Annotated in this window: 14 protein-coding genes; 6 read left to right on the top strand and 8 right to left on the bottom strand. The window is 72.0% G+C overall.

Features of this window, described 5'->3' with window-relative positions; translation table 11 throughout:
* Nucleotides 1–45: 45 nt before the first annotated feature.
* Nucleotides 46–1662 (bottom strand): L-lactate permease, encoded by a 1617-nt coding sequence (locus ABZ833_RS23470; RefSeq protein WP_361049613.1) that lies wholly within the window; start codon nucleotides 1660–1662, stop codon nucleotides 46–48.
* 190 nt (nucleotides 1663–1852) lie between these two features.
* Entirely contained in the window at nucleotides 1853–2227 is a 375-nt protein-coding gene (locus tag ABZ833_RS23465; RefSeq protein ID WP_030793262.1) for a DUF3499 domain-containing protein, read from the bottom strand.
* 354 nt (nucleotides 2228–2581) lie between these two features.
* On the opposite strand from ABZ833_RS23465, the gene ABZ833_RS23460 reads away from it, so the two are divergent.
* Nucleotides 2582–3043: a metallopeptidase family protein gene (locus ABZ833_RS23460; protein WP_361049611.1), complete on the top strand. Its 462-nt coding sequence runs from the start codon at nucleotides 2582–2584 to the stop codon at nucleotides 3041–3043.
* A gap of 93 nt (nucleotides 3044–3136) precedes the next feature.
* Here ABZ833_RS23460 and ABZ833_RS23455 read toward each other — a convergent pair whose 3' ends face one another.
* The 3 genes from ABZ833_RS23455 to ABZ833_RS23445 all read right to left on the bottom strand — a co-directional run bounded on the left by ABZ833_RS23455 (nucleotide 3137) and on the right by ABZ833_RS23445 (nucleotide 8775).
* Complete coding sequence (locus ABZ833_RS23455; protein ID WP_361049609.1) at nucleotides 3137–4636, bottom strand: DUF5719 family protein; 1500 nt, start codon at nucleotides 4634–4636, stop codon at nucleotides 3137–3139.
* Nucleotides 4633–8307 (bottom strand): glycosyltransferase family 2 protein, encoded by a 3675-nt coding sequence (locus ABZ833_RS23450; RefSeq protein WP_361049607.1) that lies wholly within the window; start codon nucleotides 8305–8307, stop codon nucleotides 4633–4635. The genes ABZ833_RS23455 and ABZ833_RS23450 overlap by 4 nt, the downstream gene beginning before the upstream one ends.
* Before the next feature lie 204 nt (nucleotides 8308–8511).
* Nucleotides 8512–8775 carry a WhiB family transcriptional regulator gene (locus ABZ833_RS23445; protein ID WP_016642094.1) on the bottom strand — a complete coding sequence of 88 codons (264 nt, stop codon included), beginning with the start codon at nucleotides 8773–8775 and terminating at the stop codon, nucleotides 8512–8514.
* A gap of 703 nt (nucleotides 8776–9478) precedes the next feature.
* Here ABZ833_RS23445 and ABZ833_RS23440 point away from each other — a divergent pair.
* The 3 genes from ABZ833_RS23440 to ABZ833_RS23430 are packed head-to-tail and all read left to right on the top strand — an operon-like array spanning nucleotide 9479 to nucleotide 12346.
* Nucleotides 9479–9994, top strand: a complete 516-nt coding sequence (locus ABZ833_RS23440; RefSeq protein ID WP_361049605.1) for a cysteine dioxygenase family protein — start codon at nucleotides 9479–9481, stop codon at nucleotides 9992–9994.
* 34 nt (nucleotides 9995–10028) lie between these two features.
* Entirely contained in the window at nucleotides 10029–10985 is a 957-nt protein-coding gene (cofD, locus tag ABZ833_RS23435; protein WP_361049603.1) for a 2-phospho-L-lactate transferase, read from the top strand.
* A 23-nt stretch (nucleotides 10986–11008) separates the two neighbouring features.
* Entirely contained in the window at nucleotides 11009–12346 is a 1338-nt protein-coding gene (locus tag ABZ833_RS23430) for a coenzyme F420-0:L-glutamate ligase (RefSeq protein ID WP_361049696.1), read from the top strand.
* Nucleotides 12347–12458: 112 nt separating this feature from the next.
* Here ABZ833_RS23430 and ABZ833_RS23425 read toward each other — a convergent pair whose 3' ends face one another.
* From ABZ833_RS23425 to ABZ833_RS23415, 3 genes are all read right to left on the bottom strand, one after another.
* Nucleotides 12459–13469: a DNA-3-methyladenine glycosylase 2 family protein gene (locus tag ABZ833_RS23425; RefSeq protein ID WP_361049601.1), complete on the bottom strand. Its 1011-nt coding sequence runs from the start codon at nucleotides 13467–13469 to the stop codon at nucleotides 12459–12461.
* Nucleotides 13470–13744: 275 nt separating this feature from the next.
* Nucleotides 13745–14827, bottom strand: a complete 1083-nt coding sequence (locus tag ABZ833_RS23420; protein ID WP_361049599.1) for an NDP-sugar synthase — start codon at nucleotides 14825–14827, stop codon at nucleotides 13745–13747.
* Between the two features lie 143 nt (nucleotides 14828–14970).
* The gene (locus tag ABZ833_RS23415) at nucleotides 14971–16347 is read right to left on the bottom strand and encodes an N-acetylmuramoyl-L-alanine amidase (RefSeq protein WP_361049597.1); all 1377 of its coding nucleotides are present in this window, start codon (nucleotides 16345–16347) and stop codon (nucleotides 14971–14973) included.
* 138 nt (nucleotides 16348–16485) lie between these two features.
* On the opposite strand from ABZ833_RS23415, the gene ABZ833_RS23410 reads away from it, so the two are divergent.
* Nucleotides 16486–17241, top strand: coding sequence for a TIGR03089 family protein (locus tag ABZ833_RS23410; RefSeq protein WP_361049595.1), 756 nt, complete (start codon nucleotides 16486–16488; stop codon nucleotides 17239–17241).
* A 116-nt stretch (nucleotides 17242–17357) separates the two neighbouring features.
* Nucleotides 17358–18644: an LCP family protein gene (locus tag ABZ833_RS23405; protein WP_361049593.1), complete on the top strand. Its 1287-nt coding sequence runs from the start codon at nucleotides 17358–17360 to the stop codon at nucleotides 18642–18644.
* Nucleotides 18645–18651: the final 7 nt, after the last annotated feature.

Raw genomic sequence — 18651 nt, 5'->3', positions numbered from 1 at the left:
CGTCAAGCCACCGTCATGCTTCCCTCCCCGCAAGCGACCGGCCGATCACGGCAGCATCCAGCCGAGCACCACCGTGCTCTGTCCCACCACGATCAGACACATCACCAGCAACAGGCCGAGGCTCCAGGGCAGCACCTTGCGGAGCAGATCGCCCTCCTTGCCCGCGAGGCCGACCGCCGCGCACGCGATCGTCAGGTTCTGCGGGGAGATCATCTTGCCGAGCACACCGCCCGAACTGTTGGCGGCCGCGAGCAGTTCGGGCGAGAGGCCCGACTGCTGAGCCGCCGTCACCTGGAGCGCGCCGAAGAGCGCGTTGGCCGAGGTGTCGGAGCCGGAGACCGCGACGCCGAACCAGCCGAGCACCGGCGAGAGGAAGGCGAGCCCCGCGCCCGCCGCCGCCACGAAGTGGCCGATGGTGGCGGCCTGCCCGGACAGGTTCATCACGTACGCGAGAGCGAGCACGGAGGTCACGGTGAGGATCGCGAACCGCAGTTCGTGCACGGTCGCGAGCCATTCCTTCACCGCCACGCGCGCGTGCACGCCGATGACGGCCGCCGTGCCCACACCGGCGAGCAGCACGAGCGTCCCGCCCGTCGCCACGAGCGGCAGCGAGAAGAGATTGCCGCCGACCGGGTCGCCGTCCGGGTCCGCGACGTTCAGGAAGGGCCAGTCGAAAGTCTGCGTCGCCTTGGCCAAGAAGTCCTTCACCGGCGGGATCTGGGCGACCGAGAAGATGGCCACGATGAGCGCGTAGGGGGCGTAGGCGCGCAGGATCTCGGGGCGCGGGTCGTCCTGGTCCAGGTCTTCGCTGCGTACGCCGGTGAGGACCGCGACGCGTACGGGCTCCGTGGCGGGTTTGCGCGCGCTGGGCACCGCCATCAGTGCGCCCGCGCCCGCCAACGCCGCCCCGATGTCGGCCAGCTGGGCGGAGACGTAGTTGGACGCGGCGAACTGCGCGGCGGCGAAGGCGAATCCGCACACCAGGGCGGGCACCCAGGTCTCGCGCAGACCGCGCCGCCCGTCCACCAGGAAGACCAGGAGCAGCGGCACGACCAGGGCGAGCAGCGGCGTCTGGCGGCCGACGACGGAGGCGACGGTGTCCAGCGGAAGCCCGGTGACCTGCGCGAGCGTCACCACGGGGGTGCCCATGGCGCCGAAGGCGACGGGCGCGGTGTTGGCCACGAGGGCGACGACCGCGGCCTTCACGGGGTCGAAGCCGAGCGCCACCAGCATCACGGCGGAGATCGCGACGGGCGCCCCGAAGCCGGCGAGCGCCTCCAGGAGCGCCCCGAAGCAGAAGGCCACGACGAGTGCCTGGATGCGCGGATCGTCCGAGAGCCGCCCGAAGGAGCGGCGCAGGATGTCGAAGTGCCGGGTGCGGACCGTCATCCGGTACACCCACAGGGCGTTGACGACGATCCACAGGATGGGGAAGAGCCCGAAGAGTGCGCCTTGCGCGGCGCCGGACGCGGTCTGGCCGAGCGGCATCCCGTACGCGGCCCAGGCGACCAGGGCGGCGACGCCGAGGCCGATGAGGCCCGCGTGGTGGGCCTTCATGCGGACGACGCCGAGCAGGACGAGGACGGTGAGGAGGGGCAGGGTCGCGATGAGGGCGGACAAGCCGAGCGAATCGGCCACGGGTTCCAGCTGCTGCACGTACACGGACGGCTCCCCGGTTTCCGTGATGCGGAAAGTGATCTCTCACGAGTGGGGGAATGGTCGTGTCGACGGCATGGGCACGTCAATGGGTCGTGCGCGAGAAGTTGTTCAGAAGTCAACGACAGGGCACTACGGAGGGAACTGACCGCTCAGGACCAGGAATCCGGACCAGGAATCCGGACCAGGATCAGGATCAGGAATCCGGCGAGCGCAGCACCCGGAGATGGCCGCGGCGCGCGACCTCCATCGGGTCCGCCCTGCGCGCGCCACCGCCCGCCTCCGCCGCACGCTCCTGCGGGCGGGCCGCCTCGCGCACCGCGTTGGCGAGCGCTTCGAGGTCGTCGCCGCTGGGGCGGGCAGGACCGGAGGCGTCAGCGAGGCGGACGACCTCCCAGCCGCGGGGCGCGGTGAGGCGCTCGGAGTGCTCGGCGCACAGGTCGTAACAGTGGGGTTCGGCGTACGTGGCGAGGGGGCCGAGGACCGCGGTCGAGTCGGCGTAGACGTACGTCAGCGTCGCGACGGCGGGACGGCCGCAAGCGGTGCGCGAACAGCGACGTACAGGGCTCACGATGTTGGACGGTACCGCACTCTTGAGCGGGCCGCGACGACTCTCCGGGAGGTCACCCCACCGTGTCGTGCTGTGATCCCCGCCACGGCGTGTTCGCGCGACGCCTCGCTGACCTGCGGTGACACAAGGGGCCTGGGTGACCAGTGGTGTTGAATCCGGTCACCACTTGGCGCAAATCCCGTCATTCATCGCGAGATCGACGGTCCTGGAGAGATACGAAATCGGGCCCGAGCCTGGCCGGAATGGTCATCGGGCGACATGCCGCGCGCCACGCGGAATCGGTACGGAAGCCGTACGGAAGGCAGGCCGAAGCTGTGCGGAAACGCCGATCTCGAGGACTACTCTTCGTCAGTGATGGACGACCCCGTACAGCCCCGCACCGCAGACCCGAGGCCCCGCCGCCGCGACCGCCACGGCCGGGGCATGCGCGGCCCCGTCGCGCCGCCCCAGGTGCCGCTGTCCGCCAGCCGCGCCGAGGTCTTCACCGACCTGGTGCAGGACTCCGTGGAGCGCATCGAGCGGCGGTGGCCGCAGCTGAGCGAGATCGAGTTCCTGGTGCTCGAGGTTCCCGCGCTCGGGCGGGGCGGGGGTTCCGACGAGGACGACTGGAGCGATGACGTCGTGCCCCTGGGGGGCACGATCGAGGCCTCCGAGGGACGGCCCGCCCGGGTGGTCATCTACCGGCGCCCGGTGGAGATCCGGACCAAGGGGCGGGACGAGCGGGCCGCGCTCGTCCACGAAGTGGTGGTCGAGCAGGTCGCCGAGCTCCTCGGACTCTCGCCCGAGTCGGTGGACCCGCGGTACGGGGAGGACTGACCCTCCCCGGGAAGACCGGCTCTCCCCCGCCTGTGCCGGGAAGACCGTCTCTCCCCCGCCTCTCCCGGGAAGACCGGCTCTCCCCCGCCCGGCCTACTTCTGCAGCACCTTCAGGTCCTGTTCCGCCTTCGGCACCGACACAGTGCCCCTGTCGTCCGGCAGGGTCTGGACGGTGAACATCGGGACACCGCCGTCCGGGTCCTCCAGCATGCGGGAGGCATAGACCTCGGCCCCCGACACCGGCTCCACCGTGAGGGCGTACGTGCCCTTGAGGCCGCTCGGGACGGGGGGCTTGATCCCCATCGTCGTGCCGCCCTTGACCGTGTACGTCTTGCTCGTCGACGAGCCGCCCTCGCTGCCCTCCGACGCCGTGACCTTGACCTTGCCGGTCTTGCCGGGGGCGACAAGGGACAGCGTGGAGCCCTTGGCGCGGTTGTCGGCCGCCGTCGCGCGCGTGCCGATCGCGTTCGTGGCGGGGATGAACGCCGTCTCCTGGTCGGCGCCCTTGCCCCGGGTGACGCGCAGGGCGGCCACCACCGGCGCCGCGTCCTCGGTCGGCGTCAGGATCAGTGAGCCCGCCTCGCCCTTCGTGACGTCGCCGAGGTCGACGGCGGTCGTCATGCCGGACTTCACGTGCAGGTTCGCGTGCCCGGCCGGGCTGATCGAGCCGGTGGGCGAGGCCAGTTGGACCTTCAGGTCGGCGTCGTCGGCGCCGGGCGCGAAGGCCACGAGCCGTACGGACGTGGCGTCCTTGGGGATGCCGGGCAGGACCAGACGGCTCGCCGGGTCGGCGGACGCGGGCAGCCAGTCGCCGCCGAGCTTGTCGTCCGACGACTGCACGGCGGCCGCGACCCGGCCGCTGCGCGCGGTCACGTGCATCGTGATGTTGGTCTGTTCCTTGGGCGAGAGGGTGGACAGCAGGACCGGGACGCTGGAGTGCGGCTGGACCTGGATCGCCTCCCCCACCTCGGTCTTGAGGGCGCCGTCCTTGCCGTACAGCTCGATGTCGACGACGGCCGCCGAGTCGTCCGGGTTGGTCAGGTGGACGTAGTCGCTGCGGTCCTTGTCGGTGCTCGCGCCCGGGAACCAGAAGTCCGTGTCCGGTGCCGTGCAGTTGGCGCCCTGGAGGCCGCGGCCGCTGCCCACCGCGTACTTGGTGGTCTGCTGGACGGTCCAGCCGGGGGCCAGGCGGCCGTCGGCGGTGCCGAGGAGCGCGGGCGACTCGCCGCCCGACTCCTCACCGGTGACGGGCTTGCCCGGTGTCTTGGGGGTCAGGAAGGGCTTGACGGCCTTCTTCTTGTCCTTGCCGCCGTGCTTCGGAGCGTCCGTCAACTCCTGTGTGGCAGGCAGCAGCTCGGCCTTGCCCGCGTCTGCGGAGTCCGTGCCCTTGGGCGTGAACGCCGTGTACGAGGTCTCGGCGAGGTCGGACGAACTGGGCACCGGGCAGAGCAGGCTGGTGCGCTCGACGGGCAGCCGCGCGGCCGCCTTCGCGCCGTCGTCACCGCTGCCGTCGGGCGCGTTGACCGCGGCGAATCCGGTGACGGCGGCGAGCGCGGCCGCGACGGCGATCAGGGACTGGGTCGTGCGGTTCACTGCTGGCTCCCGTCGGGGCGCTCACTGTCGGTGCCGTGCGGCGGCTGCGGGGGCTGTGGCGGCATCGGGGGCTGCTGCCCGTACGTGGCGTCGAACGACTGCCCGTACTGCTCGCCGCCCTGCTGCGCGCCTCCGTAGGCGTACGGGTCGTACTGGCCGCCCTGGTAGGGGTCCTGGTACGCCAACTGGTCGGCCTGGTCGTAGCCACCCGCCGGGTACTGCGCGTCCTGGTACTGCTGCTCGCCTTGGTACGTGCCGTAATCGGCGCCCGCGTGGGCGGGGGCCTCCCACTCGTCGTACGACTGCTGCTGGGGCACCGCGGCGAAGGCCTCCTCCTCCGGAGGAGGGGGCACCGCACCAGCCGCGTCGTCCTGCCCTGCGGCTGCCTGCGCGGCCTCCTGCTCGGCCTGCGCGGCCCGCAGCCTGCGTGCCCTGCGCCCCTCGCCCTCGACCGGCTGCGCCGGGATGACGGGCTCGTCCGGGAGGTCGTCGTCCACGTCGCGGCGCCGGCCCGGAAGGGCGAGGACCACCAGGACCACGGCGAGCGCGCCCTGCGCCCACAGCCATCCCGTGTGGCTCGCGGGCGATTCGTAGGCGACGTCCAGGCGGCCGCCCGTCGCGGGCAGGTCGAAGCCCTGCGCCCAGCCGTCCAGCGTGGTCCTGGTCAGCGGGGTGCCGTCCAGGGTCGCCGTCCAGCCTTCGTCGGCCGCGTCGGCGAGCCGCAGGGTGCGGCCCTCGTCACCGGCCGGGATGTTCGTGTGCAGCTCGACGGGGCCCGCGGCGACGGGCAGCGGGTCGCCGGACTCGGGCACGATCGCGGCGCGCGAGACCTGGCGGTCCACGCGCCACAGGGCGCTGCCGTCCTCCTGGCTGAGCCGGGTGAGGCCGGGCGTGGCGTCCAGGGTGCGGCTCATCTGGCGGGGCGCGCCGTCGCGTACGAGGACGTAGCGCACGGCGAAGCCGCCGAGCTGGTCGGCCTGGTCGGCGCCGGAGCCCGCGAGGAGCCTGGCGACGATCTTGTCGAGGTGCTGGTTCGAGCCGCCCGCGTCGGCGAGTTCGGCGTCACCGAGCCGGGCGCCGGAGCCGCGCACGAGCGTGTACGCGACCTGGGCGGCCGAGTCGCTGTCCAGGACGAGCGTGCGGGCCTGGTCCTGCGTACCGCTCTCCTCGGCGACGAACGCCGGCACCTGCACCGGGTCGCGCCGCTCCAGCGGGCCGTCGGCGCCGCGGATCATCCACCCCGCGGCGACGAGCAGCGGTCCGGCGGCGGCCGCGAACGCGATGAGGACGGCGACCGGCTGACGCCAGCCGAAGCTCTGCTCGGCGACACGCGTGCGTGCGCCGTCGGCACCGAGCGCGGCGGCCGCCAGGAGCGCGATGCCGTACCCGAGGGTCGCGGGGCCTGCCCACGCCGAGCTGTTCGAGAGCGCCGCGAAGACCAGCGAGACCAGCGCGACGACCCAGGCCGTACGGACCGCCAGCTGCCGCTCGGTGCGCAGCAGCGCGGCCAGGGCGGCGAGCACGATGCCGATGAGCAGCAGCCCGTCCACCGTCCCGGGACCGCCGGGGCTGCCCCCGAGCAGGTCGAGGCCGGTCGCGGAGCCGGCGGCGAACTCCAGGCCCGCCTCTCCGAAGAAGCCGAAGGGCAGCAGCGAGAGCGACCAGGGCGCGAGCATCAGGAGCGGGGTGCCGAACGCGGCGAGGAAGCGAAGGCCGTACGCCGTGATGTCGCCCCTGCGCACCACGAGGAGCGCGAGGCCGAGCACCAGGGCGATCGGCCACATGATCGGCGTGAAGGCGGTGGTGAGCGTCAGGAGCAGGGCGAACGCCCAAGTGGCGCGCCAGCTCCCGCGCGAGCCCTCCGAAGAGGTCAGTCCGCTCGCGGCGATGCCCGCGCGCGCCATCAGCGGCAGCAGGATCGCCAGGACGGCGGTGCCGATGCGCCCGCCCGCGAGCGCGCCCGTGGCGGCCGGCAGGAAGGCGTACGCGACCGAGGCCCAGGCGCGCAGCAGGCGCGACTCGACCAGCGGCCGGGACGCGAAGTAGGCGGCGAATCCCGCCAGCGGCACCGAGCCGACGAGGAGCACCGTGACAGCGAGCCCGGTGGACCCGAACAGCAGGGAGCTGAGCCCCGCGACGAGTGCGAGATAGGGCGGCGCCGACTGCGTGCCGCCGGTCCCCACGGGGTGCCAGGCATCCAGATAGCGCGACCAGAGGCCGGAGGAGTCGCCGGGTGCGGGAAGCAGCGCGCCGCCCGCGAGGGCGCCGCCGCCGAGGAGTTCGCGGCAGGCGATGAGCGAGACGAACAGGAGCACCACGAAGAGCATCGGTCCCGGCTTGCGGGCCATGCGCTTCAGCCGTGCGAACTGCTCGACCTGGAGGAAGTCGGCGTCGTCACCGCCGGGGCCGGACTCGACGGCTCCGTGCCGCCCCGCGCCGGTGACGGCCTCGGGGTCGGAGCGGCCGACGACATTGCCGGCGACCTGTTCGACGGTCGCGCGCACGGTGGCGCCCGGCGGCGGGAACAGCGGCCGCATCTCGGCCGGTTCGAGCGCCGACTTGCCGCGTTGCTTGCGGGCGCCGGCGATCCGTCCGGGCCGCAGCAGCGTCCCCAGGAGACCGGCGACCTCGTCGACGGCCTGGCCGGGAACCTTGCCGACCAGATACGCGACGGTGCGCAGCAGGGTGCCCACCACGAGCCGGAAGAGCACCCAGGGCAGCACGGCCGTACGGGCGTTGACGAGCAGGGTGTAGGCGGCGCCCGCCTTGTCCACGCGGTGCGGCGACGTCGACGTACGCCCGACGCAGTCGACGGTGCGGCGCTCGCGCGAGGAGGCCTCGGCGTGCCGCACGACGGCTTCGGGGGCGACGAGGACGCGGTGGCCCGCGTTCTGCGCGCGCCAGCACAGGTCGACGTCGTCCCGCATGAGCGGCAGGCGCCGGTCGAACCCGCCCAGTTCGGCGAAGACGTCACGCCGGATCAGCATGCCCGCGGTGGAGACCGAGAGGACGGGCCGTACGTGGTCGTGCTGGCCCTGGTCCTGTTCGCGGCGGTCGATGCCGGTCCAGCGGCGGCCGCTGTTGGCGATGGAGACGCCGACCTCGAGGAGCTGGCGGCGGTCGTACCAACCGCGCAGCTTGGGGCCGACGATCGCGACGTCCTTGCCGACCTCGCGTTCGTTCTCCACGACGCGCAGCAGTTCGGCGAGGGCGCCCGGCTCGGGCGCGCAGTCGTCGTGCAGCAGCCACAGCCACTGTTCGGGCTCGCCGTGCGGCAGTTCGGGGAGGTCGTAGGCGTCGTCGCGCCAGGACCGGCTGACCGGGTCCCAGCCGCTGGGGCGCTTCAGATAGGGCAGCTCTTCCGGGGTCAGCACGCCGGCGGTGCGGTTCGCCTCGTCGACGGCGGTGCCGAAGCCGGAGCGCCGGGCCAGGTGCAGGACGCGGTCGGGGCCGAGTGCCTCGGTGACCAGGCGGGCGGAGTCGTCCGCGCTGCCGGTGTCCGCGGCCACGGCGTTCTGCACCGGGCGCTCCTGGCCGAGCAGGCCGGCGAGGGCGTCGGGCAGCCAGCGGGCGCCGTCGTGGGAGACGATCACGGCGGTGACGACGTGCCGCGGGAACTCAGGGGCGGCAGCGTCGTGGTGAGCGGCTGCCGAATGGCTGTGCACGGACATCGAGGTACGGGCCCCGGTTCGATGGACTGCGGTGGACGCCTGCGCTTCATGGGGGCGCCGGGGCGTCTCGGACGGGGCCCCACACTAACGGCTGGCATCACAACAGCCCGCCGCCTGTGGATAACCCACGGGCGACGGGCTGTTCCTTACGTAGGGGTGTGTGCCGTTTGGTCGGGCGGATGGTCGGGCGGAACCAGCTGGTGTTCAGACGGCGGCCTTCTTCAGGCGGCGGCGTTCGCGCTCCGAAAGGCCGCCCCAGATACCGAACCGCTCGTCGTTCGCCAGTGCGTACTCAAGGCATTCCGAGCGAACCTCACAGGCGAGGCAGACCTTCTTGGCCTCTCGCGTGGAGCCGCCCTTCTCGGGGAAGAAGGACTCGGGGTCGGTCTGGGCGCACAGCGCGCGCTCCTGCCAGCCGAGTTCCTCGTCCGCGTCCTCGACCAGCAGTTCCTGAACCAGCTCGGTCATGTGCGCCCCTCGTCTGTCTGTGCGTCCCCGTGGTGCTTGCCGTTACCGATTTCGGCTGAACGACACGAGTGAAATTACAAGTGTGCCGATCCGGGCCAGTCAAGCCGAGATCTGCTATTGGGTCCCTTATTCACCCTGCGGAACCAAGGTAATGCGGAAAGTGTTCAAATCGGCATAAACCCTGACACCCGCCAGCGGCCCATCCCGAGGCGCCCCGTGGCCACCCTCATCAGGGAAGGACGTCACGGAGATCCATCCCGTTGCGGCCGGTCCTCCGAAGCGAAGGGGATCACATTCGGGTCACGGGTTCACGCCGGGGTTTACGCGCCGGTTGAAGCGCGATGTGTCCCGTGTGCCCGCTGCACAAACCTTTCCCCTGGCAGAACAACCGGATGAGGTGAAACATATCCCACATACCGGACATAGAGTTGACAGGGAAGGTGTGAGCCGCTGTCCTAGTGGGCATGCTCGCAAACTTGGCACTCTCGACGACCCGCACCAGCGGGCTCCTCGGTGCTGTCCACGCGCGCTGTCGCTGTTCCTGTTCCAGCTGTTGAGCCTTCCCGCTTCCAGCTGTTGAGCCCGCTCCGGCCCTTCATCGCCCGAGCAATCGTCTGAAGCCTTCCGGCTTGTTGTCGAGCACCTCCCCGCTCCACCTTCCGCGCGACACCCCAGCACTCTCACGTTGAGGAACCACCGCACCATGAACAGCGACAGCGACCTCCAGATCGCCGGCGACATCCTCGAAGTCACCCACCTCCTGCAGCCCGCCCGCGAGCACCCGGCCACCGTGGCCGAGTTCGTCGGCCTGGCCCGCACCATCGCGGCCGACCGCGCGCAGTGGTCCCACCTCGTCGAGTACGACGCGACGAGCCGCTGGTACCACCGCCTGCGCACGGGACCGGGATACGAGGTCTGGCTGCTCTCCTGGGTGCCCGGACAGGGCAGCGGCCCGCATGACCACGGCCGCTCCTCCGGCGTACTCACCGTCCTGGACGGTGAGTTGACCGAGCGCACGGACCGCGGCCAGCGCGCGCTCGGCGCCGGGGCCCAGCGCGTCTTCGCGCCCGGGTACGTCCACGACGTGGTCAACGACTCCCTGGAACCGGCCGTCAGCCTGCACATCTACTACCCCGGCCTGACCGACATGCCGATGCACGCGGCGCAGTGCGGGGTGCGGGCCACCGCCCAGGCTGCCGGAGATGTCGTAACCGCCTGACGCGCTGTCGTACCTGCCTGACATGCTTGGGCCCATGCGCATTGTGGTCCTGGCCGGCGGTATCGGCGGCGCCCGTTTCCTCCGCGGGCTCAAGAAAGCCGCGCCTGACGCGGACATCACGGTCATCGGCAACACCGGTGACGACATTCACCTGTTCGGCCTGAAGGTCTGCCCCGACCTCGACACCGTGATGTACACCCTCGGCGGCGGCATCAACGAAGAGCAGGGCTGGGGACGTACGGACGAGACGTTCAAGGTCAAGGAAGAACTCGCGGCGTACGGAGTCGGTCCCGAGTGGTTCGGGCTCGGCGACCGGGACTTCGCCACGCACATCGTGCGGACGCAGATGCTGGCCGCCGGATTCCCGCTCAGCGCGGTGACGGAAGCGCTCTGCGAGCGCTGGCAGCCGGGTGTGCGGCTCATCCCGATGTCGGACGACCGCGTCGAGACACATGTCGCCGTCACGGTCGACGGCGAGCAGAAGGCCGTGCACTTCCAGGAGTACTGGGTGCGGCTGCGGGCCTCCGTGGACGCGCACGCCATCGTGCCGGTCGGCGCCGACCAGGCCAAGCCCGCGCCCGGTGTCCTGGAGGCGATCGCCGAAGCGGACGTCGTGCTCTTCCCGCCGTCCAACCCCGTGGTGAGCGTCGGGACGATCCTCGCCGTGCCGGGCATCCGCGAGGCCATCGCCGACGCGGGCGTGCCCGTCGTCGGGCTCTCCCCCATCGTCGGGGACGCTCCCGTGCGGGGCATGGCCGACAAGGTGCTCGCCGCGGTGGGCGTGGAGACGACGGCCGCCGCGGTCGCCGAGCACTACGGAAGCGGGCTGCTCGACGGCTGGCTCGTCGACACCGTGGACGCGGGCGTCGTGGAGCGGGTCGAGTCGGCCGGGATCCAGTGCCGGGCCATTCCGCTGATGATGAGCGACATCGACGCGACCGCCGAGATGGCACGTGCGGCGCTCGCCCTCGCGGAGGAGGTGCGGGCGTGAGCTCTTCCGATACGGCGACTTCCGTGGCCGGGGCTTCCGGTGCCGGGGCTTCGCCGTCGTACCGGGTGTGGGCCGTTCCCGGGCTGCCCGAGGTGCGGCAGGGGGACGACCTCGCCAAGCTGATCGCCGCCACGGAGCCGGGGCTCGCCGACGGTGACGTACTGCTCGTCACCTCGAAGATCGTCAGCAAGGCCGAGGGGCGGATCGTCCAGGCGAGCGACCGCGAGGCGGCCATCGACGCGGAGACCGTGCGGGTCGTGGCGCGGCGCGGGACCCTGCGCATCGTCGAGAACCGGCAGGGCCTTGTGATGGCCGCCGCCGGTGTCGATGCCTCCAACACTCCTGCCGGGACCGTGCTGTTGCTGCCCGAGGACGCCGACGCGTCGGCGCGTGCGGTGCGGGACGGGCTGCGGGACGCGCTCGGTGTGGACGTGGGGGTCGTGGTCACGGACACCTTCGGGCGGCCCTGGCGCAACGGCCTGACGGACGTCGCCATCGGGGCGGCGGGCGTGCGGGTGCTCGACGATCTGCGGGGCGGGACCGACGCGTACGGCAATCCGCTGAGCGCGACGGTCGTCGCCACCGCGGACGAGCTGGCCGCCGCGGGCGACCTCGTCAAGGGGAAGGCCGGCGGGCTGCCGGTCGCGGTGGTCCGCGGGCTGCCGCACGTCGTCGGGGAATCCGGTGAGGCCGGGGAGCCCGACGAGGGGGCCCGGGTCATGGTGCGGAGCTCCCGTGACGACATGTTCCGGCTCGGGACGTCCGAGGCCGTCCGGGAGGCCGTGACGCAGCGGCGGACCGTGCGGGAGTTCACGGACGAGCCGGTGGATCCCGGGGCCGTACGGCGTGCCGTGGCGGCGGCGGTGACGGCGCCCGCGCCGCATCACACGACGCCGTGGCGGTTCGTCCTGCTCGAGTCCGAGGAGTCGCGGGTGCGGCTGCTCGACGCGATGCGGGAGGCGTGGATCGCCGACCTGGAGCGGGACGGGAAGTCCGCGGAGTCCGTCGCCAAGCGGGTGCGGCGGGGGGATGTGCTGCGCAAGGCGCCTTATCTGGTGGTGCCTTGTCTGGTGATGGACGGCTCGCACACGTACGGGGATGCTCGGCGGGACGCTGCCGAGCGGGAGATGTTCGTGGTCGCGGCCGGGGCCGGGGTGCAGAACTTCCTTGTCGCCCTTGCCGGGGAGCGGCTCGGCTCCGCGTGGGTCTCGTCGACGATGTTCTGCCGGGATGTCGTACGGGACGTGCTCGGGCTTCCGGGGTCGTGGGATCCGATGGGGGCGGTGGCCGTGGGGCACGGGGCCGTTGCACCTGGCGCTCGGGCCGTGCGGGACCCCGGGGACTTCGTCCAGGTGCGGTGAGTCGCCCCCGGAGGCGTTGGGCGGGCATCGCGTTGTTCTTCGGCCACGGGTCTGTGGGGGCTGGTCGCGCAGTTCCCCGCGCCCCTGACGGGGCGCCCGTGCCGGGCGGCTCTTACAGCGCGGCGATGTCTGTCTTCGGCATTTTCGGCTGTCTGCGGGCCGGGGTGCGGCCGCTCAGGAGGATCAGGCGGGCCGCTCGGTGGCGCTGGCCCGCGTAGGGCTCCAGGAGGCGCAGCATCTCCTCGTCGTCCGCCGTGCGGTCGCCTGCCAGGGCGTGGCCGATGATTCCCGGCAGGTGGAGGTCGCCCACCGTGACCGCGTCCGGGGCGCCGTTGCTGCGCTGGATCGTCTCCGCCGACGTCCAGGGGCCGATGCCCGGGATCAGCTCCAGGCGGGCCTGGGCTTCGGGCGGGGACATCGTCGCCGCCTCCTCCATGCGTGCGGCCACGCGTGCCGCGCGCAGGATCGCCGACGCGCGTTTGTTGTCCACGCCCGCCTTGTGCCACTCCCAGGACGGGATCAGGGTCCAGGTCCTGGGGTCCGGCATGACGTGCAGGCGGAGCTGGGCAGGGGGCTTGCCCGGCGCCGGTTCGCCGTACTTGCGGACCAGGAGGCGCCAGGCGCGGTACGCCTCGTCCGTCGTGACCTTCTGTTCCAGGATCGACGGGATCAGGGACTCCAGGACCAGGCCCGTGCGGAGCAGGCGGAGGCCGGGGCGGCGGTGCGCTGTTGCTGCGAGCAGGCGGTGGCGGGGGGTGAAGTCCTCCGGGGTGTCCGAATCGCCGAGCAGTTGCGGGAGTTGGTCCAGGAGCCAGGTGGCTCCTGGACCCCAGGCTTCTGCCTCCACCGTCTTTGTCTCCGCGCGGAGGGCGACCCTGAGCGTGCCGGGGCCTTCCGGGGTGCGGCTGGCCCGCCAGGCCGAGCCGTCCGGGGTCGCGCGGAACGTGGGGTCTGCGGGGCCCCTTCGGAGGGGGCCCAGGGTCAGGCCCAGGTTCAGGGGGTGGGGCGGGGTCCAGGTGCGGGTGCGCGCCGCTGTGGGTTGGCGGGGCATGCCCTGGGGGATCGCCGTTTCGCCGCCGCGCACTGTGGTGCGGGTGGGGCGGGGGGCGAAACGGGATGACATCTGTACGAGGGTAGGGGCTTTTTTGTCCCCTACCCCGCCCCTTCCCGAAAACCCGCTCCATCTGGCGCGGGGGCCTTGCGTGCCGTCGGTCACCGGCTCCGCCGAGCTCGTCCTCACACGCCGGACGGGCTGAGAATCCAGCCCGCCCTCCCGAAAACCCGCCGACGCGGAGCCTTGCGCACCGCCATCACCGGCTCCGCCGAGCCCGTCCTCAAACGCCGGACGGGCTGAGAGAGCCGAAGCCGCCGGGCGGGCTGGACAGGCCTGCGCGAGGCCTATTGGTCCGACGAGAACCGCACCGCCCCCGCCGGCAGCCTCGCCCCGCACCACACGCGTACTCCGTCGCGCAGTTCGTTGTCGGGGCCGATGTCCGCGCCGTCGCCGATCACCGCGCCCGCAAGGACCGTGCGTGCGCCCACCCTCGCGCCCGCGCCGATCAGCGAGTCCGTGATCACCGCGTTCGGTTCGATCACCGCGCCCGCGAGGACCGTGCTGCCGTCCACCCGTGCGCCCTCGCCGACCACCGCGTCGTCGCCGACCACCGTGCCGCCGGTGAGCTTCGCGTCTGGGGCGACCGTGGCCGTCGGCAGGACCAGGCGGTCGCCGCAGCGGCCGGGGATCGCGGGGGACGGGGCGCGGCCGAGGACGAGGTCGGCGGAGCCGCGTACGAAGGCCTGGGGTGTGCCCAGGTCCAGCCAGTACGTCGAGTCGACCATGCCCTGGAGGTGGGCTCCCGAGGCCAGGAGGTCGGGGAACGTCTCGCGTTCCACCGAGACCGGGCGTCCTGCCGGGATCGTGTCGATGACCGAGCGCCGGAACACGTACGCGCCCGCGTTGATCTGGTCGGTGACGATCTCCTCGGGGGTCTGCGGCTTCTCCAGGAAGGCCTGCACCCTGCCCGTACCGTCGGTCGGCACGAGGCCGTACGCGCGGGGGTCGTCGACCTTCGTGAGGTGCAGGGAGACGTCCGCTCCCGACTCCTCGTGCGTCGTGACCAGGGCGCGGATGTCCAGGCCCGTGAGGATGTCGCCGTTGAAGATCAGGACCGGTTCGTCGGGGCCCGAGCGCAGGCGCGACGCCACGTTGCGGATCGCGCCGCCCGTGCCGAGGGGCTCGGTCTCCGTGACGTACTCGATGTGGAGGCCGAGCGCCGAGCCGTCCCCGAAGTACGGCTCGAAGACCTCGGCGAGGTACGAGGTCGCCAGGACGATGTGCTCCACGCCTGCCGCGCGGGCCCGCGCCAGCTGGTGGGTGAGGAACGGGACGCCCGCCGCCGGAACCATCGGTTTGGGGGTGTGCACCGTGAGCGGACGCAGCCGGGTTCCCTTGCCGCCGACCAGGAGGATCGCTTCTGTCACCTGTCGTCTCTGCTTCCTGCTGGGGCCGGCCGAACTTGAGTCGCGGCCGGCCAGTGTATGCAGATGGCTTTGCAGATCGTGCAGTGCGCTTTGCGGGTCGTGCGGTGTGCCGTGTGATAGGGGTCGTGCGGTTCGGCCCCGCCTCAGCGGCCCTGGAAGCGGGCCGAGGAGGACCGGGCCTTGCCCAGCTTCTTGTACAGGCGGCTACCGGGGCATTCCGTGGCGAAGCCGTCACGGTGCCCGGAGATCACATGGAGCCGGACGTTCTTGCCCTTCTTGTACAGATTGCCACCCCCGGACTTCAGATATGTCATTCCTCGCGGGTTCGCGCCGTACAGGCCGAGCTTCCAGGCGGTCAGCCGGGCGACGGCGTTCACGGCGGCCGCGGGCGGGTTGGAGTAGCCGAAGCTGCCGAGGACGGCGATGCCCATGCTGTTGGTGTTGAAACCGAGAGTGTGGGCCCCGAGGACGGGCTTGGCCACACCTCCGGCACGTCCTTCGTAGATGTTTCCGCACTTGTCGACCGCGAAGTTGTAGCCGAAGTCACGCCAGCCGCTGCTCTTGACGTGGTAGCGGTAGATGCTGCGCAGCACGGAGCCCGCCTGTGAGCAGCGGTAGTTGTTGCCGGACGCGCTGTGGTGCACGAAGGCGGCCTTCACGGACTTCGTGTACGCGAAGTCCTTCTCGCGGAGCTTCTCGTCCGCGCCCCAGCCCTTGCGCGTGATGATGCGCGGCCGGGGGCCCACGTAGGGCCTCGCCTTCCCCACGGAGTCCTCCGGGCCGCCGCGGGCCGCGATCAGGTCGTCCTGCGTCTCCTTCTTGCTGAGCGCGGGGATGGCGGACGCGCCCATCGGGGCGAGGTCGGCGTTGACCGCGGAGGAGGCCGCAGTCTCGGCGGTCAGGGCCGTGGTGCGGGGGCCTTCGGGCACGGAGCCCTGCGGGGGCGGCTCGGCGCCGGGGTCGACGAGTTCGAGACGCAGGCCCGCCGGAAGGGCCTGTTCCGCGGGAGATCCCGCGCTCGCGCGGTGCTGCGGCGCCTCTCCTCGTACGCGGATCTCGACGCCGTCCGAGTCGCCGACCCACAGCGGCGCCGTGGAGCCGCGGACCCTGCCCGTGGCGCGCTCCGGGTCGTCCGGGTCGGCGGCGTGCTCGTGGTTGTGGGTCTCCACGGGCTGCCAGCCGGACCAGCTGCCGGTGCCGCTGGCGCGCGTGCGGACCTGGACGCTGCCGTGCAGTTCGTCGTCCGGGTCGTCCCAGACGACGCCGACGAGGGAGAAGGGCCGGACATCGCGCTGGAGCAGGCCCTGTTCGCGGGACGCGCCGCCGCCGATGGAGCGGTCGGAGCCGAGTGGGGTGAGCGGGAGTGACTGTGTGCTGCCCGGAACCGATTCCGCGGAACGCCCGGCCGGCGGCTGAGCGTCCGGGGTCGCGGCGCGGGCGCCGGACGACGGCAGGGTGAGGGGGAGCGCCAGGGCGGCCGCGCACGTGACGCCGATCGAGGAAGCTAGAAATCCACGCATACGATTGATAGTTGGCATAGGTGGACAATTCTGTCCATTGGGGAATTGACGGACCGTCGGTTCGTGTCCGCCGAACCGGTGGCCCGCACTCCCCCGCCACGCCCGGGGGCGCAAGGGCACCCGCGTACCCTTGCGCCCGTGAACGCCACCGACCGCACCCCTGCCGACCTGCTGCGATCCGCGCTCGCCGCGGACCCGGGCCGCCCGCTGATCACCTTCTACGACGACGCCACGGGCGAGCGCGTCGAATTGTCCGTGGCCACCTTCGCCAATTGGGTGGCCAAGACCGCCAACCTGCTCCAGGACGATCTCGCCGCCCAGCCCGGCGACCGGCTCGCGCTGCTGCTTCCCGCGCACTGGCAGACGGCGGTCTGGCTGCTCGCCTGTTCGTCCGTCGGTGTCGTCGCGGACGTGGGCGGCGACCCGGCCGGTGCCGACCTCGTCATCAGCGGGCCCGACTCGCTCGACGCGGCGCGGGCCTGCTCCGGAGAGCGGGTCGCGCTCGCGCTCCGGCCGCTCGGCGGACGCTTCCCGCAGGCCCCCGAGGGCTTCGCGGACTACGCGGTCGAGGTGCCGAGCCAGGGCGACCGTTTCGCTCCGTACGCCCCCGTGGACCCGGACGAGCCCGCCCTCGCCGTCGGCGGCGCCGGTGAGCTGACGGGTGCGGAGCTGGTGGAGCGGGCCCGCGCCGACGCCGGGGCACTGGGGCTCGCGCCCGGCTCCCGGCTGCTCTCGGGTCTTTCGTACGACACCTGGGAGGGCCTGAGCTCCGGTCTGTACGCCCCGCTGGCGGCGGGCGGCTCCGTGGTGCTCTGCCGCCACCTGGACCAGCTCGCCGACGACGGCCTCGCCAAGCGCGTCGAGGACGAGCGGGTCACCGCCACCGCCAAGTAACCCGTCCCCCGTTCGGCCCACACGAGCCCCTGGCCCGCAGGCCCCCGGCGTCACGTCGGTCCATGGTCGTAAGAGCGCACCATGCACCGACGTCGCTATGAGGGGTGGCCGTACACGTGTCCGACACCGCAGGCATGCCCGCCGGACCGGACCGACCGGACCCGGACGGCACCCCGCCTGAGCCGCCGGCGACGTACGGACCCGGCGCGGGCTCCAGCCCCACGGGCGCGGGCATCGCCCGGCGCAGGCGGCGCTGGCTGCGCTGGACGGCCATGGGGGCGGCCGGGCTCGTGCTGGTCGCCGGGGGCGCGGGCTGGGCGGTCTACAACAAGCTCGACGGCAACATCACCGAGGACACCGACGCCGCGGCGGAGCTGGCGCGCTACGAGAAGGAGCGCCCCACACCGCTGGTGCACGACGCGCAGAACATCCTCCTGATCGGCTCCGACACCCGCTCGGGCCGGGGCAACAAGAAGTACGGCCGCGACAAGGGCACCGAGCGCTCGGACACCACGATCCTGCTGCACCTCGCGGCCGACCGGCAGAGCGCGACCGCGGTGTCGATCCCGCGGGACGTGATGGTGGACATCCCCAGCTGCCGCAAGTCCGACGGTTCGCGGACGCGGGCCCAGTTCGCGCAGTTCAACTGGGCGTTCCAGTTCGGCGGGACGGCCTGCACGATTCGTACGGTCGAGAAGATGACGAAGATCCGCGTCGACCACCACATGGTCGTGGACTTCGCCGGGTTCAAGGACATGGTCAACGCCGTCGACGGCGTACAGGTCTGCCTCAAGGCCCCGATCAACGACTCCGACGCGCATCTGAAGCTCCCCGCGGGCAGGCACACCCTCAACGGCGAGCAGGCGCTCGGCTACGTGCGCGCCCGCAAGAGCATCGGCAACGGCAGCGACACCGACCGGATGGACCGCCAGCAGCAGTTCCTCGCGGCACTCGTCAACAAGGTGCAGAGCAATGACGTCCTGCTCAATCCGGCGAAGCTCTATCCCGTTCTCGACGCGGCCACTTCTTCGCTGACCACGGACCCCGCGCTGGCGAGTTTGCGTGGTTTGTACGAACTGGTGCGCGGCATGCGCAACATCCCCACAGAACAGGTGCAGTTCCTCACCGTGCCCCGGCGGTCGTATGTCTACGACGCCAATCGGGATGAACTCGTCGAGCCCGCGGCGGAGGAACTCTTCACGCGGCTCCGAACGGACGCACCCCTCCAAGTGACGCGCAAGGAGCCCGAAACCGCGCCCGTCGACGAGCAGGCGGAGGAGTACGACGACTCCGCGGACCACGACGACTCCGAGAGCGACGAGAAGCCGGACGACCCTTCTCATACGCCGAGCCCCGCTCCCACATTCCGGGGCAACACGGCTGCGGGAACGACCTGCGAGTAAAGCCATC

The sequence above is a fragment of the Streptomyces sp. NPDC047525 genome (genome assembly GCF_040643025.1).
GTDB lineage: Bacteria > Actinomycetota > Actinomycetes > Streptomycetales > Streptomycetaceae > Streptomyces > Streptomyces durmitorensis.
Note: the sequence above shows the minus strand (reverse complement) of the source record. Positions and strands in the feature narration are given on the sequence as shown.

Coding starts and splice junctions, on each gene's coding strand:
- ABZ833_RS23445 (WP_016642094.1), bottom strand. CDS start 8,775: ATGACCGAGCTGGTTCAGGAACTGCTGGTCGAGGACGCGGACGAGGAA.
- ABZ833_RS23425 (WP_361049601.1), bottom strand. CDS start 13,469: ATGTCATCCCGTTTCGCCCCCCGCCCCACCCGCACCACAGTGCGCGGC.
- cofD (WP_361049603.1), top strand. CDS start 10,029: ATGCGCATTGTGGTCCTGGCCGGCGGTATCGGCGGCGCCCGTTTCCTC.
- ABZ833_RS23415 (WP_361049597.1), bottom strand. CDS start 16,347: ATGCGTGGATTTCTAGCTTCCTCGATCGGCGTCACGTGCGCGGCCGCC.
- ABZ833_RS23450 (WP_361049607.1), bottom strand. CDS start 8,307: ATGTCCGTGCACAGCCATTCGGCAGCCGCTCACCACGACGCTGCCGCC.
- ABZ833_RS23460 (WP_361049611.1), top strand. CDS start 2,582: ATGGACGACCCCGTACAGCCCCGCACCGCAGACCCGAGGCCCCGCCGC.
- ABZ833_RS23440 (WP_361049605.1), top strand. CDS start 9,479: ATGAACAGCGACAGCGACCTCCAGATCGCCGGCGACATCCTCGAAGTC.